We start from the raw sequence: 16,449 nt of genomic DNA, 5'->3' as shown, positions 1-16,449 counted from the left end.
AGTTGGTGACAACGATGTCAATGGTCCAGTCGGGTTGGATCGATCTTGCCGGCGGACTCAAGTGCAAGATCAGCCCTGTTGCCCGGTTGTGTGCGGACTTCGTTGCGCAGGCCGGTCAACATCGTCGAGTTGGTGGATTGCCCATGGGTGCGATGCTGCGCATCGGCGAGTCAGCTGGCTGGCAGACTCAAGCCCGAAGCAGTGGTGGCCGCGCTGTCGTCGGGGCTATGTCCGCAGGCGGGCGGTAGTGCTCGATGACCAAGGTGTAGACATGCCCTACATACTAGGGACAACGATCGCGCTTACGCGCCGGAAGGCGCGGCGCGTCTGTCGTCGCGTCAGCGCACGGCGCGTTCCGCTTTTCAGCCTGCTGCGGCACGGCTGGCAACGCCCGGTAGCGTGCTGCAGGCGGCGTTGTCGGGGGGCGGTGCCTGGGTCGGGTAATGCTGCTGACCAAGCACATAGGTCTGGCTGGTGGCGACGAAGCCATCGGCGTAGGTGGCTTCGACGAAGTACGCGCTCCAGCCAGCTGCCGGAACCTGTACCGGCACCGCCACCTTTCGGCCGCGTGGTAGCGGCAGCGGGGTCGCGCTGTAACGGATGCCGCAGGCATAGCGGAAATCGCGCGCCTGGGGATTGCTGGCACTCCAGAGCCGCAGTTGGGTAGGGCGCTCGGAGGAGCGCAGGCGGATCCTTGGCGCCGTTCCTGCCTGCAGTGCATCGCTGAGCTGCGGGAGCGCGCGCCGCTGCTGCAAGCGCGTGACAAAGGGCACCAGGCTGTCGACCACCGATGCGCGGATGCCGTTATGCGCGCTGTTGGGCACCATGCGCAGGGCCTTGCTGCCAGGCAATGCGTCGTAAAAGAACCGCGTGTTATCTGGCAGGAAGAAATCGTCGCCACTGGCGTTGACGATGTACTTGGGCACCGACAGGCGCTTGCGGTACGGCGTGCGCAGGTAGCTGAGCGGATCCTGCACCTGCACCAGCTGCGCGAACTCCGGCGTCTGCAGCTGCGCGGTGATTCCCTGCCTGGCGTAGGGGGCGAATGCGATCGGCCAATTGCCGCCATAGGTCCGGTACATATGGTTCAGCACGGCCGGCATGTTGAGGATGTCGATCACCAACGGCACCACCGCCTCCACGCGTCGGTCGGCGATGGTGGCATGCCAGCTCGCCCAGCCGCGCTTGGAGGCACCGGTGAGAATGAAACGATGGATCCGCAGCGGCGCCAGCTCGCGCTCGGCCAGCGACATGGTGCGTGCGATCGCCGCCGCCATCGGTACATGCAGCAGCAGGGTCTTGCGCTGCTGCGGCGCTTGCAGGAACTGCGACCAGGTATAGGCAACACTGTCATCCTCGCGGCGTGGCGTGTCGTCTCCTCGATAGGTCAGCGCCTGATTGGGAATGTCGCTCAGCGCGATCACCACGGTGCGGCTGCGCTGCGCCAGGGCAGCCAGCGCGTCGGGTTGCAGCTCGCTGGCCGGTTGCGCCGCGCTGCCCGCAGCCGCATTGCGGAGGCCATTGGTGGACAGCAGCACGGCGCGGGTGGGTAGCGCATCGGCAGGCACGTAGATCGCCACAGCGTGCTGCCACACGGCCGGGGTGACCAGCGATTCGGGCGACCAGGTCTGCGAGGTCAACAGATAGTCGCGCCGCTCCACCCCGTTCAACGTGCTGGTGGCAACGCGGGCATACACCAGCGGCTGTCGCTCCACTGCGTCGTGATAGCAGACCAGCGCCTGGTCGAATCCGACCTCCGGTCGCGTGCATTGCTCGGCAGCGGTGTCGGCCAGCGCCGATCCGGTAGTGAACAGCAGCAGTGCGAGGGCACAACGTGTCGTCAGGGGCATCGGCGTTCTCCGAATACAGCGTAGGGCGCTGCGATTGTCAGCAGGCAGGCAGCCACCAGAGGTGTGCGGCAGGGCAACGGACGGCTGTGCTGAAGTCTGGCAGAGGCGTGCATGCCCCGGTGATCGAGGGCTGCATGGTGGCGGCGCACGCGAAGCCACCACCAATCAAATGCACAGAGTGCGACCGCGATGGCGCATCCGATGTGCGCAGGCGCCGGTTATGCCGTCTGCCGGTGGTCTTGATCTTTCGGTTGATAGTGCACGCCAGCAGCACCGGCGCGCATATCGCGGTGGCGATGGCTGGCGTGGTCGTGACCGAGGTCGGCGCGCTGGCGCGCCAAGCCTCCTGTATGGCCAGCGGGCGGCGGCGTCACCATGCGCCTGAGAGCGGCCAACGGAACCTAGCGAGCAATCGTCAGGTGGTATGGAGGGTACACTTAGAACCGGAGTGTACGAGTGCGGTACACGCCGATTCCGGGCGGCCGCCGCGCCTGCCTGACGGCCGCGCAGTCGTATGGTCAGCGGCGCTTACTTGATCCGCCGCACCTTGGCTGGGGTGTTATAGCCCTCGATCTGCAGATACCACACGCCGACCAGGCCGGGTTTGATCTTCACCTTCGGCGCGTCCTTGCGCACGCCCGACAGGCTGGCCGCATCGGTCTGTTCCCACTCCTGACCGTTGGCCAGGGTATAAATACGGCCCTTGGAGAACCCCTTGAACTCGCCCACGAGATTGCTTTCGATCGGCTCCTTGCTGCCGAAGTCCAAGAAGCCGCGGTTCTTGACGATGACCTCCTGACGACCGGCTTCCTTGGCCTGTTCGACCACCACCGCGGCTTCCTTGGCAACCTTGCCCTGCAACCAGTCGTTGAGCGCGGTCAGTTCGCTGGCGGTGAGCTTGTCCAGGCCGGCGGCCTTGAACTGCTCGGCGCTCATCTGCGACTGCAGGTCGCCCTGCACGGCGCGCTGGGCCAGCGCCGGTGTGGCGGTCAATGCAAGGGTCAGGCAGACCAGCAGTGGAATGCGGCGCGCGAGCGACATGGGAGCCATCCGTCAATGAGAGGCCGCTAGTGTAGACGCTGGGCGGGCAGGCGGCTGCGGATGCCCGGCGGCTGGCAGACCATCTGGCGGCTGCCGGGTCCTGCCCAGCGCAGCCGCTTGACGAGCAGGCACGGTGAGTGGTCAGCAGGATGGTCATGCCGAGCCAGATAGTGACCGTGTCGCTGTCTGCTGCGCAGAATCCGAGTGCGGTACCAACGCGCAGGCGCGGTTGTGTAGCGGCTAGTCCGGCATGACGTTGGCGGTGGAAGGCGCGCGTTCGGCACGCGCCGGGCGGCGGTAGACGAATTCCGGTGCAGGCGCGGCAGCTTCGTGTTCGGCAGTGGCGCGCATCTGCGCATGCGCCGGCGAGCGCTCGCACACCGGGTCCAGCGTGGCGGCATCGCCACTGAGCGCCAGCGCCTGGCAGCGGCAGCCGCCCCAGTCGATCTCGCGTTTGGGGCAGCCCTGGCACACCTCGGGCATCCATGCGGTGCCCCGGAAACGCGCGAATGCGTCGCCGTGGTTCCAGATCTGCGCCAGCGTGCGATCGCGCAGATTGTCGAAGCGCATGCCCTCGATGGTTTCGGCAGCATGGCAGGGCAGCACGTCGCCGCGCGGAGAGATATTGACGAAGCGCTGTCCCCAGCCGCCCATGCAGGGCTTGGGCTGGCGTGCGTAATAGTCGGGGGTCACGAAGTCGATCGCCAGGCGGTCGCCAAGTTCGCGGCGTGCCGTTTCTACCGCATCAATCGTGCCCATCAATTGTTCACGGCTGGGCATCAGTGCAGCACGGTTGCGCAGCCCCCAGCCGTAGTACTGGGTATGGGCCACTTCGATGCGTTCGGCCTGCCATTCCAGCGCCAGCGCAATCATCTGCGGCACCCGTTCGGCGTTATGCCGGTGCAGCACCGCGTTGAGCGTCAGTGGCAGGCCGCGCGCACGCACGGCGGCTGCGAATTCGCGCTTCTTGGACAGGCTGTTGCGATACCCGGCAATGCGATCGGCACCGGCCGGGTCCACGTCCTGCACGCTCAACTGCACGTGCTCCAGCCCGGCGGCCTGCAACTGGTCCAGCATCGGCTCGCCGCCGGCCACGCCGGAGGTGATCAGGTTGCTGTACAGGCCAAGTGCGCGCGCGTGCGCCACCAGCTCGGGCAGATCTTTGCGCAGCATCGGCTCGCCACCGGAAAAGTGCGCTTGCAGCACGCCCATGTCGGCGGCCTGCTGCAGCAGCGAACGCCAACCCTCGGTATCCATCTCTTCGCGCAGCGCCGCCAGCGCAATCGGGTTGGAGCAGTACGGGCACGCCAATGGGCAGCGGTGGGTCAGCTCCAGCAGCACGGACAGCGGCGGTGGCGGCACGGCATTGCTCATAGTCGCAGCAAACGCTTTTGATGCAGGGTGCCGGTGAGTTCGATCACATCCGCCTCGATCTGCGCAGGGTCGGCATCGAATTCCGCCGCCAGCTCCAGCGCAATCTGCGCCAGCGAGCGCATCCCGTCGAAACGTTGCGCCACCACGACGGCGATCTCGTCCAGTTCGACCACGCGCTCGGGTGCGAGCAGCACCCATTGGTCACGTGCACGGTCGTATTGCAGGCGCACGCCTGCGCGCAGGGCCGGCTGGCTGTCGCGGCCGATGTTGCTCACGCGGCGACCCGGCTGCCAGCGCGGTCGGGTACGAAGGCGTCCGGCCAGACGATCCCCGGTGAGACATAGGCCACGTGCAAGGCGTCCAGTTGCGCCCACAGCACCGAGCACTTGAAGTGCAGCGCAGCCTTGACCAGCGCCTGCTTCTCTGCGGTGTTGGCATGTTGCTTGACGTAATCCAGCGCAAAATCCGAATCGCGCGGCGCCTCGGTCAGGCGATGCTCGAAGTAGGCCAGCGCCTCGGGCGAGACGAAGTCGTAGTGCTTCAGCATGCCGGCCACGCGCCGGCCGATGATGTTGGGGGCGAACAACTCGGTGAGCGACGAGGCAATCGCTTCGAGCAGGCTCTTTTCGCGCACGAACTGCAGATACGCCTGCACCGCGAAGCGCGTGCCCGGCAGCAATGCACGTCCGGATTCCACCAGGTGGCGGTCCAGGCCCAGTGCGTCGGTCAGATGCAGCCAGCGCGCGATGCCGCCGTCGGCGGCGCTGTTGCCGTCATGGTCGAGGATGCGCTGGCGCCAGATGCGGCGCAGCGCGGGGTCTTCCATGCGCGCCAGGATCGCCGCGTCCTTCAAGGGAATGCAGCGTTGATATTCGAAGCGGTTGAGCGCCCAGGCCTGCACCTGGCCGCGATCGAGCTTGCCATCGTGCAGCAGCGCATGGAACGGGTGCCGGTCGTGATACAGACGTGCGCCGATGGTGCGCAGGTCCGCTTCCAGTTGGTCCGGGGTGAGCAGGGCGGTCACAGGGTGATCTCCAGGCCGTCGTGTGCAATCTCCCAGCCGTTGGCGCGCGCGCTGGCGTATTCGGGCGAATGGAGATCGAGCACGGGATTGGTGGTGTTGATGTGGATGAAGATCTTGCGCGCCACATCGAGCGGGGCGAATGCGGCCATGGTGCCTTCCGGGCCATCGATGCTGAGATGGCCCATGCGCTGGCCGGTTTTCTGGCTGACGCCCAGCTGCACCATCTCGTCGTCGCGCCACAGCGTGCCGTCGAAGAACACCAGCTCGGCGCCGCGCAGGCGCTCGCGCAGTGCGTCGGTCATGGCCGCGCAGCCGGGAATGTAGTGCACGCGGTGGCGGCCATCGTCGATGGTCAGGCCCAACGTCTCTTCATTGGAGCCGGCCAGGTCGCCGCCACTGCGCGATTCCATGAACAGCGGGACCTTGCCCGGCACCGAAAATGGCGTCAGTTGCAGTCCCAGTAGTGACAACGGCGTGTCCAGCGTGAATGGCTGCCGCGACACGTAGTGCGGATTGAGGGCGTCGAAGATCGGGTTCTGCGCAAGCAGGTCCAGCACGCGGCTGCTGGCATGCAACGAGAACGCCTGGCTCTCGCGCATCGACAGCAGCCCGGCGATATGGTCGATCTCGCCGCTGGTCAGCAGCACCGCCTCGATCGGCGAATGCCGCAGGCCATGCTGCGGCCAGAGCGCAGGCGTCGCAAGTAGCTGTTGCCGAACATCGGGTGAGGCATTGATCAGGACCCATCGCTGGCCATCCGCACTGACGGCGATGCTGGCCTGGGTACGACGCTGGGCACCGTCTGCTTGTTGCCACGCCCGCTGGCTTGCGGGGGTATGGCAATTCCACTGCGGGTGCCCACCGCCGGCCGCCGATCCCAAGACGATGATGCGCATGGAGAGCTGTTACCTAATCTGCCGGCCGCGGCCGGTCATGCACCAAGGGGAAGGGCAGCAGGTGAGCCAAGAAACGGCCGGATCAAAACTCGCCGGAGACGTAGCAGTTGATTTCGGCGCCACAATTCACTTCACGAACGACAGGCTTCTTCCAGGTCTTCATCGGCTACCTCGCAGTGGGTGGAAAGCAGTGGGTGGAAAACGCCGTCGCTGCGCACTGCGGCGATGACGTGCAGGGAGCATAGGCAGCCGGTCTGGCCGAGTTGTAAAGAGCACGTAAAAAGTCCACTCCGTGCACCGCTGCGTGTGCGCTATCGCACGCGTCATGGCGCGCAGCGGTTGCGAATCAAGCCTTTGGCGGGTGAATCGACCATAAGTGCGCCCAGATAAGCTGCCAACGCCAGGCTGGAAATTGCGCGTTGTGGAGATGGTGACGCGCACGTTACCGTAGCTGCAGACCCCAGTCATCGCCTGCCGCCGTGTCCACCGTTGTGACCAGTTCCTCATTTGATCGCCTGCAGGCAGTGCTGCAGCGCCCCGCGCTGGCATCGGTTGCCCCCGTGTTGCGCGAAGCGCTGGCGCGCGCCTGGCAGGACGCGCCGCCTGCGCTAGCCGACAGCGTGGCGTGGTCGCTGCTTGGCGACACGCTGGATGCGCTGGCACTGCTGGCTGCCGACGAGGCCACGTTGATCGCGGCATTGCTGTTCGACCTGCCGACACTACGCGCTGCGATGGCCGGCCTGCCCTGGCAGCCGGCCGAACGCCGGGTGGCAGTGGAAGGGCTGCTCGACGGACTGGACGCGGCCGATCAGGTGTGGGCGCTGCATGCCGGGCGCGAGGCCGGGCGCAACAGCGAAGGGCTGCGGCGGCTGCTGCTGTCCATCATCCACGACCTGCGCGTGGTGCCGATCCTGCTGGCACGGCAACTGGCGCGGATGCGCGTGGCCGACCGCCTCAGCGAAGAGCAGCGCCGTGCGCTGGCCCAGCTCACCCGCGACATCCATGCGCCGCTGGCCAACCGGCTGGGCATCTGGCAGGTGAAGTGGGAGCTGGAAGACCTGGCGTTCCGGCATCTGGAGCCGGACACCTACCGCCGCATCGCCCGCGAAGTGGACGAGACCCGCATCGCCCGCGAACGCTATATCGAGGCGGTCAAGCGCACCCTCTCGAGCGCGCTGGCCGATCAGGGCCTGCGCGCCGAGGTGAGCGGGCGGCCGAAGCACATCTACAGCATCTGGCGGAAGATGCAGAAAAAACGCCTGTCGTTCGACCAGTTGTACGACGTGCGCGCGGTGCGGGTGATGGTGGACGACGTGGCGGCCTGCTATGCAGCGCTGGGTGCGGTGCATTCGCTGTGGACGCCGGTGCCCAGCGAGTTCGACGATTACATCGCCCGGCCCAAGGCCAACGACTATCGCTCGCTGCACACCGCGGTGGTCGGCCCGGAAGGGCGCACCATCGAAATCCAGATCCGCACCTTTGAGATGCATGCCCAGGCCGAGCTCGGCGTGGCCGCGCACTGGAAGTACAAGGAAGGCGGCAAGGGCGCCGAAAAGGCCTTCGACCGCAAGATCCTGTGGATGCGCCAGCTGCTGGAGCAGGTGCAGGAGGGCGACCATGGCGAACTGGCCGGCGCGCTGGATGCCGAGCTGATCGAGGACCGCGTGTATGCGTTGACCCCCAAGGGCGAGGTCATCGATCTGCCGCAGGGTGCCACCCCGCTGGATTTTGCCTACCACGTGCACACCATGGTGGGGCACCGCTGCCGCGGCGCGCGGGTCAACGACCGCATCGTGCCGCTGACCTACCGGCTGCGCAGTGGCGACCGCGTGGAGATCATGACCGCCAAGGAAGCGGACCCGCGCCGCGACTGGCTGCTGGCCGCCAACGGCTTCTTGGCCAGCGGGCGTTCGCGCGACAAGGTGCGCGCCTGGTTCCACAAGCTCGACCGCGCACGCAATGTGCAGGCCGGCAAGGAGTTGCTGGACCGCGAACTCAAGCGGCTGGGCCTGCAGCACGCCGACCTGGGCGTGGCGACGCGCAAGTTTCACGCCGACAGCGTGGACGATCTCTACATCCAGGTGGCGCTGGGCGATACCGGGCCGAACCAGATCAGCCGTGCGCTGCTGGAGGCCGAGCGCGCCGCCTCGCAGCCGGCGGTGCCTGCGCCGCCGCGTCCGACCGCGCGCCGCGAGGGCCTGGGCAAGTCCAAGTTCACCGTACAGGGCGTGGGCAACCTGCTGGTGCAACTGGCGCGGTGCTGCCAGCCGGTGGCCGGCGAGCCGATTGCCGGCTACCTCACCCGCGGCCGCGGCATCACCGTGCACCGCACCGACTGCGTGGCCCTGGCGCGGCTGGCCGCCGCCCACCCGCAGCGCGTGTTGCCGGTGGAGTGGGGCAAGGCGGGCAGCGGCTACGAGGTGGATGTGCAGGTGCGTGCGGTGGACCGGCGCTGGCTGCTCAAGGACATCACCAACCTGATCGCGCAGGAAGACGCCCACGTGCTGGAGATCAACAGCGACAACGTGCGCGACACCGGCAGGGCGCAGCTGCGACTGCGGCTGAAGGTCAGCGACTACGACCAGTTGTCTGCGCTGCTGGGCAAGCTGGATGCCTTGCCCGGCGTCAGCGAAGTGCGGCGACTGGGCTGAGCGGCCGGCAAGACCGCAGCGTTCTGCGTCAAGGTGCCCCTTCCTGCCGATGCTGCCAATACGTGCGCAGCTCCCACCGCTCATCCGTCCGGCTTGCTCGCGATACGGGCAGCCTCTCACGCTGCCGATGCGCCTGCCCCCACTGCAGGCGCCTTGAAAACTCGCCTACGGAGTTCGAGTCGCCTCCAGCCGTTCGCACGTGCTCGCCTCAACGATTCCCGATTCCCGATTCCCGATTCCCAAACAACCCACGCCACCTTCGCGCCACCCCGCTACCATGGCGGGGTGAACGCGTCCCCGTCAGGTCGCGCCAAGGATGGACGCAACCGCATGTTTCCGCTGCCGCGCTGGGCCAGGTCGCCCCGCCTCTGGGCGCCGTTGCGCAGCCGCGCGCTCTGGCGCGTGGTGCTGGCGCTATCGCTCTGCCTGCTGATGGGTGTGATCGTGTTGCGCCAGCCGCTCGCCGACTGGCTGTGGCCGGACACCCGGATCCAGCAACTGCTGCAGCGTGGCAATGCCGCATTGGCACGCGGCAAGCTCAGTGCTGCCGACGGCAACGGGGCACGCGAACTGTTTGCCGCCGCACTTGCGCTGGATGGCGACCGCAGCGAGGCCCGCGCCGGGCTGGCGCGTACCGGTGCGGCTGCGGTGGTGCAGGCGCGTGCAGCGATCGCGGCCGGCGATGCGGCTGATGCGCAACGTGCGCTGGCGCTGGCAACCGCGTTGGAGGTGCCGCAGGCGCAGATCGCCCCGGTCGCCCTGCGTCTGCGCGACCTGCAGGCGCGCCGCGCCGGCCTGGATGCCCTGGTCGCCCAAGCAGTCGCCGCCCAGCAACAGGGCCGCCTGGATGGCACGCCCGACAGTGCATTGCCGCTGTACCAACGCGTCCTCAGCCTGGCACCGGACCGTACCGACGCGCTGGAAGGGCGCGAAGATGCCCTGACCGATCTGCTGGCGCAGGCGCGCCACGCCTTGGCGCGCGATGCGCTTGGCGAGACCGCCGCGCTGTTGGTGGCGGCCAAGCGCTACGACGCCGGCCACGCCGATGTGCCGTCGACCGAAGGCCATTACCACCGTGCGCTCGAACAGCGGCGGCAGCGTGCCGACACCTTGCTGCGACGTGGTCGCCTGGCACCGGCGGCGCGTGATTTCATGGCGGTGCTGGCAGCCGAGCCGGAAGATGCCGGCGCACGTCGCGGGCTCGAGCAGGTGGCCAGCGAATATGCTGCCCAGGCGGGGCGCCAGGCCGCGGATTTCCATTTTGACGACGCCATACAGTCGCTGCAGCAGGCGCGGGTGCTGGTGCCGGGCGCCGCCTCCATCGCCCAGGCCGAGCAGGCGATCGCGCGCGCGCGCGATGCCCAGCGTGGGCCCGACACCGGCTTGTCGCGCGGCGTACGCGAACGCCGGTTGCGCGTGCTGCTGCAACGCGTAACCGATGCCGAGGCGCGACAGCAATGGATGACCCCGCCGGGCGCCAGCGCCTACGACGCCGTGCGCGCCGCACAGGCGCTGGCGGCGCGCGATGCGCGCGTGCTGCAGGCTGCTGCGCGCGTGGCGCCGGCCAGTCGACGCTGTTTCGAAGACGAGCTTCGCGATAACCGCTTGCGCGCGGCACGTGGCTGCCTGGATGCCTGGCAGGCATTGACGCCGACGGACGAGGCGCTGGCCGCCGCACGCCGGCGCCTGGCGCAGCGCTGGATTGCTGTTGGCAGCGAACGCCTGGGCCAGGAAGATGCCGCGTTCGCGCGGCGTGCGCAGGACGAGGCACACCAGCTGGATCCGGGACTGCCGGAACTGGCCGAGTTCACGCGGCGGGTCAGGGCAGTGACCGAGCAGCGCTGATGGGAGCGAGCGTGGCAGCGCAGTGCCCGGCCTGCGTTCGTCCCTTTTCTCTCAGCCCCTTTCCCGCAGCAGAGGGGGCCAAGCGGGTTGTTACTCCACCAGATGAACGGAGATGGCAACCGCGCGCTGTTGCCAGCGGGTGCGCGCCAAGATGCGCGCTGTTCGCTCGCGATTGCACTCAGAATCGCGTTGCGAGTCAGCGGCGACGTGCCACAGCCGCCGCATGCCGTTTCATCCGGCGATGCACCGATTCAGCAGTGCCGACTCAATCGTCGATGAACAATGCACGCACTGTCCTGCGCGCGGCATCCAGCGAGAAATGCTCGGCCACGTTGCGCAGGCCGTTGTCGGCCAGGCGCTGCCACTGCGTCGCATCCTGGTACAGGTGCACGATCGCGCTGGCGAAGGCATCGGCGTCGTCGGCCACGCACACATCCTGACCATCGCGCAGGTGCATGCCTTCCACCGCACAGGTGGTGCCGACCACCGGTTGCCCGTGTGCCATGCTGAGATTGATCTTGCCCTTGACGCCGGCACCGAAGCGCAGCGGCGCCACCGCGATGCGGACGTTGTCCATGAACGGCAGCAGATCCGGCACATGGCCATGCAACTGCACGCCGGGACATTCCTCGGCCAGCAGTGTCAGCGCATCGGGCAGATCCGCGCCGATGCAGTGGAATACCACCTCCGGCAACTGGGCACGCACCTGCGGGAAGATCGCACTGATGAACCACTGCACCGCATCCACATTGGGCGGGTGACGAAAGCCACCGACGAAGACCAGATCGCGACGTTGCGCGAAGGTGGGGCCGTTGCCGGCCACCTCGTGCAGGTTGGAAAGCAGGGCGGTGCGGATCTGCGGCGCGTCCGCGTGCAACTGCGCCTGTTCCGCGTCGGACACCAGCACGGTGACGTCGGTGGCGGCCATGATCTCCAGTTCGCGCAGCCGGGTACGTTCTGCGCTGCGCAGCAGATTGGCATCGCCGGCCAGTTCGGCGCCGCGCCGCTCGCGCAGGTAATGCAGGTCGACGGTGTCGAACAGCGTGCGCGCTTGCGGAGCGTAGTGTCTCAGCAGCGGCAGGCAGGCGTGCGCGACGTGGTGGCGCACCAGGAGTACCACCGCAAAGCGCGGGCCATGCGTGCGCAACCAGCTGCCGATGCCGTCCAGAAACGGTGCGTACCAGACCTCCACGCCCAACTGCTGCAGCGCCTGGGTGTGGCGCCCGGCGTGCTCGCGGCGGGTTGGCACGAACACGACATGCGTGCCCTCCTCGCAGAGCAACCGGATCAGATTGAATTGCCGCAGCGACCCCGAGTCGCGGTCCGGCTGCGGCACGCATTCGTCCAGGATCAACACCTGGGATTGCCCGCGGTGCAGCTGCGCAGGTCCGGGGACGGTGCCGACCGGCAAGTGCGCCGCCAGGGTGGGCTGCCATTTGTCAGCGAACACACGCTGGTTGCGCACCTGATACGCCTTGACCCCGGTGCGGATGTCGGTGCCGTTGCTGGTGCCCTCGTCGTGCACCACCGCGCTGGCCGGCTGGACCAGGACCTGGCGGCCGGCGGCGCGTACCGCAAACGCCAGGTCGGTATCTTCGTAGTAGGCGGGCATGTAGCGGCGATCCAGCCCGCCCAGCGTCTGCAGTAGCGCATGTGGCAGGGCAATCGCCGCGCCCGAGCAGTAATCCATTGCACGCACATACGCATAGCGCGGGTCGTCGGCTGATTCGAAGCGGCCGTAACTCCAGGCGCTGCCATCGGCAAACACCACGCCGCCCGATTCCTGCAACCGCCCGTCCGGATAGACCAGCTGTGCGCCGACCAGGCCGGCATCCGGATGCTGATCGAAGGTGGCGATCAGCCGATCCAGCCAGCCGGGCTGGGGGATGGTGTCGTTGTTGAGCAGCACCACGTAATCGCCGCGCGCCAGCGCGATGCCGTCGTTGCAGGCCGCGATGAAGCCGCCATTGCTGGCGCGCAGATGATAGTGCAGGCCGGAGATTTGCGGCAGCTGCACTGCGGTGGCATCGCTGCTGCCATCGTCCACCACGATGATCTCCATCGCCAGCAGTGGCGGATGCGCCGCCAGTGCGCGCAGACAGGCCAGGGTGTGGGCAATGTGGTTGTAGACCGGAATCACCACCGTCACGCGTGGCGTGGCGCTATGCGGCACCGCGAAGGGGGCGAACGGTGTTGCTTCGGGCAACCACAGCAGGGTGCCCAGTGCGGCCGGAGGTGGCTGCGTGTGTACGCGAATGCGCTGCCAGGTGGCGCGCCACCCGCGCGTGCGCATGCTGGCCACAGAGCGGTGGATCAGGCCGAGCACGCGATTGAACAGATAGCGCGCATCGGCCAGGGACATCGACATTGCGTTGTAACTCCGGCGTAGAGGGCAGGTGGAACGTGGTGGCGATGACCCACCGGGCGCAGCGGCATGGCACGGCAGTGTACCGGGGGAGATCCCGCCGCCTTGCCCGGCCCATGCCGGCCCGAGGTCCAGCGCCGGCACTTTGTTAGCCGCGCTTAAGTCGGAACGGGCAGGCAGACCGCAACCATGACACCGCTGCGCTAGACTCGCCGCACCCTACATTCTCGCATCCCCGTGCCCCGACGCTACGACAACGACGATTCGGACGATTTCCAGGACGACACCGACGAGCAAGGCTCCCGCTGGCAGCGCAGACTGTTTGTCTGGGGATTTGCCGCCATTGCGCTGGCGCTCGGTTTCCTGATCCCGTACACGGTGTATCTGAACAAGCAGGTCAGCCAGCGCTTCGGTGAACTGCGCTGGCAGATTCCTACCCGCGTGTACGGGCGTCCGTTGGTGCTGGCGCCCGGCAACGCGCTGGATGCGGCCACCCTCAAGACCGAACTGGACGCGGCGTCCTACCGCGACGACGGACAGGCCACGCTGGCCGGCACCTACCAGCAGGATGGCAGCCGCTTCATCATCGCCAGCCGGGGCTATATCGATGTGGACGGGCGCGTGCCTGCACGGCGGATCGAGCTTGCCCTGTCGGGCGGGCGCGTGGCCAGTCTGCGCGATGCCGGCAGCCGCAAGGCGCTGAAGAGCGCGCGGCTGGATCCGGCGCGGATCGCCACGCTGTACGGGCAGAAGCAGGAAGAGCGCCGCCTGGTGCGGATGGAGGAAGTGCCGGAGCTGCTGGTCACCGGCCTGCAGGCGGTGGAAGACCGCGACTTCAACAGCCACCACGGTATCGACCTGAGCGGCATGGTGCGTGCGGCCTGGATCATGCTGCGCTCGGGCGGCCAGGTGCGCCAGGGCGCCAGCACGCTGACCCAGCAGCTGGCCCGCAGCGGCCTGCTCGGCATCGGCAAGGAGCAGACCGTCACCCGCAAGTTCAACGAAATCCTGTACGCGGTGATCATGGAGGCGCGCTACGACAAGCGCACCATCCTGGAGGCCTATCTCAACCAGGTCTACCTGGGCCAGCGGGGCGGGCAGGCGATCCACGGCGTGTCGTCGGGTGCCGAGCTGTGGTTCGGCCGCGAGCTCAACTCGATGACCACCGAGCAGATCGCGTTGTTGATCGGGCTGGTCAAGGGGCCGTCGTACTACGACCCGCGGCGCAACCCGGAGCGCGCGCTGGACCGGCGTAACTTCGTGCTGGGCAAGCTGCACGAAAACAAGCTGATCGACGCCGCCGAGTACAAGCGCGCACTCGCCGCCCCGCTGGGCGTACCGCAGGAGCCTGGCCTGGTCGCGGCCAACCGCTTCCCCGCTTACGTGGACCTGGTGCGGCGACAGCTGGCGCACGATTACCCCGAAGGCGTGCTGCAGGGTGCCGGCATGAGCGTGCTCACCGGCATGTCGCCGTCCGCGCAAGCGTATGCCGAGGGCGCCATCACCGGCACCATCAAGCGGCTGGACAACAAGAAGCGCCCGCCGCTGCAGGCCGGGCTGGTGCTCACCGACGTGCATGATGGCGATGTGCTGGCCGTGGTCGGCAGCCGCGATGTGGCCAAGCCGGGCTTCAATCGCGCCGTGGAAGCGCAGCGTCCGGTGGGCTCGCTGCTCAAGCCCTTCGTGTACATGCTGGCGCTGGCTTCGCCGGACCGCTGGGCACTGTCCAGCTGGGTCGACGATTCGCCGGTCACGGTGCAGCTCGGCCGCGGCAAGACCTGGTCGCCTGGCAATTCCGACAACCGCAGCCACGGCACGGTGCGGCTGGTGGATGCGCTGGCGCATTCCTACAACCAGGCCACGGTGCGGGTGGGCATGCAGGTCGGCGCCGACCGTATCGCCCAGTTGATCCAGGTGCTGGCCGGCATCAAGGCCGACCCGAATCCGTCGCTGATCCTGGGCGCGACCGACCAGAGCCCGTACGGCATGGCGCAGCTCTACCAGTTCCTGGCGGCCGGCGGCGAGATCCAGCCGCTGCATGCGGTGCGCGGTGTGCTCGATCCGCAGGGCAAGCTGCTCAAGCGCTACGACAAGACCCCGGCACCGGCGCAGGAGGGCGATTCGGTGGCTGCCAACCTGATCAGCATCGGTCTGCAGCAGGTAGTCAGTAACGGAACCGCGCGACAGCTGCTGGGTGATGGCCTGGGTCGTCTGTCGCCGGCCGGCAAGACCGGTACCTCCAACGATGGTCGCGACAGTTGGTATGCCGGCTATACCGGCGACCATCTGGCAGTGATCTGGATGGGCAACGACCAGAACGCCGAGACCGGCCTGTATGGCGCCACCGGCGCGATGCGGGTGTGGTCGAGCATCTTCGCCCGCCTGCCGAGTGCGCCGCTGAAGGTCAGCGGCAAGGGACTGGACTGGCAATCGGTGGATGCAGCCGGTACCGGCGTGACCGATGCCGGCTGCCCTGGTGCGCGCCAGTTCCCGTTCGTGGTCGGTTTCACGCCTGCCTATGCCCCCTGCGCGGGCAATGCGCCGTCGATCGAAGGCGCGCCTGTCGATGCGTCCTCCGCGCCTGCCGAGCAATCCAGCGGCGGCGGCTGGCGGCGTTTCTTCGGCCTGGAGAAGACGCCGGAAGAACCTGCGCCGGCGCCCGCGCCGGTGCCCCCTGCACGTTGATGGGAGTGATGAAATGAACCGATTGCACCGTGGTCTTGCCCTGATCGGTGTGCTTGCCGCAGTCACTGCCTGCGTCAGCGCGCCGCCCACGCCGCCGCCTACTCCGGTGGATCCGACCACGCCGACGCAGCGGTTGCTGCTGATCGAGCGTGAGGCCGGCGCCGACGACACCGAGCTGTCGGTGCAGCCGCTGCGCGACCCGCAGGTGGACGACCTGCGCGACACCGCCAAGAGCAGGCGCCAGGCCGGCGATCTGACCGGTGCGACCGCGGCGCTGGATCAGGCGTTGGGGCTGGTGTCCGGCGACCCGGCGATCCTGCAGGAGCGCGCTGAAGTGGCGGTGCTGCAGGCCGATTGGCCGGCCGCCGAACGCTTTGCCAAGCAGGCGATCGACCTGGGTTCCAAGACCGGCCCGCTGTGCCGCCGTCATTGGGCCACCATCGAACAGTCGCGCCTGGCACGCGGCGAAAAAGAAAATGCCGCCTCGGCCAGGGCGCAGATCGCCGGCTGCACCGTACCGGGCATGAAGCGCTACTGAGGGGATCGCCGGGTGCATGGCGCGCGGGTGCGTCACGCGGGCACAGCTCGCGTCTTGCTGGGTCGGTATTGGCCTGGACTCCAGGCCAGGCATCAGCGCGGCAGTGCGGTTGGACCGTGGTGCGTTGGCGTGGTCGCGTCATGGCTGTAGCGGGCCCCGGCAAGACGCCCGCTGTGATCA

General features: G+C 67.7%; 12 protein-coding genes and 1 other RNA gene. 4 read left to right on the top strand and 9 right to left on the bottom strand.

Translation table 11 applies throughout. The annotated features are described in order from the left end of the window. Positions 1-362 precede the first annotated feature (362 nt). The 8 genes from XCSCFBP4642_RS0116725 to pqqA form a co-directional block, all read right to left on the bottom strand. Positions 363-1,850: a PhoPQ-activated pathogenicity-related family protein gene (locus tag XCSCFBP4642_RS0116725; RefSeq protein WP_029220798.1), complete on the bottom strand. Its 1,488-nt coding sequence runs from the start codon at positions 1,848-1,850 to the stop codon at positions 363-365. Between the two features lie 389 nt (positions 1,851-2,239). Then, a non-coding RNA gene (locus tag XCSCFBP4642_RS27405) (sX9 sRNA) lies at positions 2,240-2,317 on the bottom strand. A gap of 61 nt (positions 2,318-2,378) precedes the next feature. Continuing rightward, a complete protein-coding gene (locus XCSCFBP4642_RS0116720; RefSeq protein ID WP_029220797.1) occupies positions 2,379-2,891 on the bottom strand; it encodes a hypothetical protein in 513 nt (170 codons plus the stop codon). A 240-nt stretch (positions 2,892-3,131) separates the two neighbouring features. Then, complete coding sequence (gene pqqE, locus XCSCFBP4642_RS0116715; protein WP_029220796.1) at positions 3,132-4,265, bottom strand: pyrroloquinoline quinone biosynthesis protein PqqE; 1,134 nt, start codon at positions 4,263-4,265, stop codon at positions 3,132-3,134. Further along, complete coding sequence (gene pqqD / locus XCSCFBP4642_RS0116710; protein ID WP_029220795.1) at positions 4,262-4,540, bottom strand: pyrroloquinoline quinone biosynthesis peptide chaperone PqqD; 279 nt, start codon at positions 4,538-4,540, stop codon at positions 4,262-4,264. The genes pqqE and pqqD overlap by 4 nt, the downstream gene beginning before the upstream one ends. After that, positions 4,537-5,289, bottom strand: a complete 753-nt coding sequence (gene pqqC, locus XCSCFBP4642_RS0116705; RefSeq protein WP_029220794.1) for a pyrroloquinoline-quinone synthase PqqC — start codon at positions 5,287-5,289, stop codon at positions 4,537-4,539. Before pqqC ends, pqqD begins: the two co-directional genes overlap by 4 nt. Further along, a complete protein-coding gene (gene pqqB, locus XCSCFBP4642_RS0116700) occupies positions 5,286-6,185 on the bottom strand; it encodes a pyrroloquinoline quinone biosynthesis protein PqqB (protein WP_029220793.1) in 900 nt (299 codons plus the stop codon). Before pqqB ends, pqqC begins: the two co-directional genes overlap by 4 nt. A gap of 82 nt (positions 6,186-6,267) precedes the next feature. Continuing rightward, positions 6,268-6,348: a pyrroloquinoline quinone precursor peptide PqqA gene (gene pqqA / locus XCSCFBP4642_RS27400; protein ID WP_002812057.1), complete on the bottom strand. Its 81-nt coding sequence runs from the start codon at positions 6,346-6,348 to the stop codon at positions 6,268-6,270. A 316-nt stretch (positions 6,349-6,664) separates the two neighbouring features. Between pqqA and XCSCFBP4642_RS0116695 the strand changes: the two genes are divergently transcribed. Both XCSCFBP4642_RS0116695 and XCSCFBP4642_RS29490 read left to right on the top strand, forming a co-directional pair. Continuing rightward, positions 6,665-8,836 carry a RelA/SpoT family protein gene (locus XCSCFBP4642_RS0116695; protein ID WP_084624560.1) on the top strand — a complete coding sequence of 724 codons (2,172 nt, stop codon included), beginning with the start codon at positions 6,665-6,667 and terminating at the stop codon, positions 8,834-8,836. 330 nt (positions 8,837-9,166) lie between these two features. Beyond that, on the top strand, positions 9,167-10,681 hold the full coding sequence (locus XCSCFBP4642_RS29490) for a hypothetical protein (protein WP_029220791.1): 1,515 nt from the start codon (positions 9,167-9,169) through the stop codon (positions 10,679-10,681). 265 nt (positions 10,682-10,946) lie between these two features. Here the strand turns inward: XCSCFBP4642_RS29490 and XCSCFBP4642_RS0116685 are convergent, their stop codons facing one another. Further along, positions 10,947-13,049, bottom strand: coding sequence for a glycosyltransferase (locus tag XCSCFBP4642_RS0116685; protein WP_029220790.1), 2,103 nt, complete (start codon positions 13,047-13,049; stop codon positions 10,947-10,949). A gap of 234 nt (positions 13,050-13,283) precedes the next feature. On the opposite strand from XCSCFBP4642_RS0116685, the gene mrcB reads away from it, so the two are divergent. Together mrcB and XCSCFBP4642_RS0116675 are read left to right on the top strand one after the other, a co-directional pair. Continuing rightward, entirely contained in the window at positions 13,284-15,731 is a 2,448-nt protein-coding gene (mrcB, locus tag XCSCFBP4642_RS0116680; protein ID WP_029220789.1) for a penicillin-binding protein 1B, read from the top strand. A 13-nt stretch (positions 15,732-15,744) separates the two neighbouring features. Beyond that, positions 15,745-16,269 (top strand): tetratricopeptide repeat protein, encoded by a 525-nt coding sequence (locus tag XCSCFBP4642_RS0116675; protein WP_029220788.1) that lies wholly within the window; start codon positions 15,745-15,747, stop codon positions 16,267-16,269. Positions 16,270-16,449: the final 180 nt, after the last annotated feature.

The sequence above is a fragment of the Xanthomonas cassavae CFBP 4642 genome, from assembly GCF_000454545.1.
In the GTDB taxonomy this organism is placed as follows: Bacteria; Pseudomonadota; Gammaproteobacteria; order Xanthomonadales; family Xanthomonadaceae; genus Xanthomonas; species Xanthomonas cassavae.
This window is presented reverse-complemented; position numbering and strand designations above follow the sequence as displayed.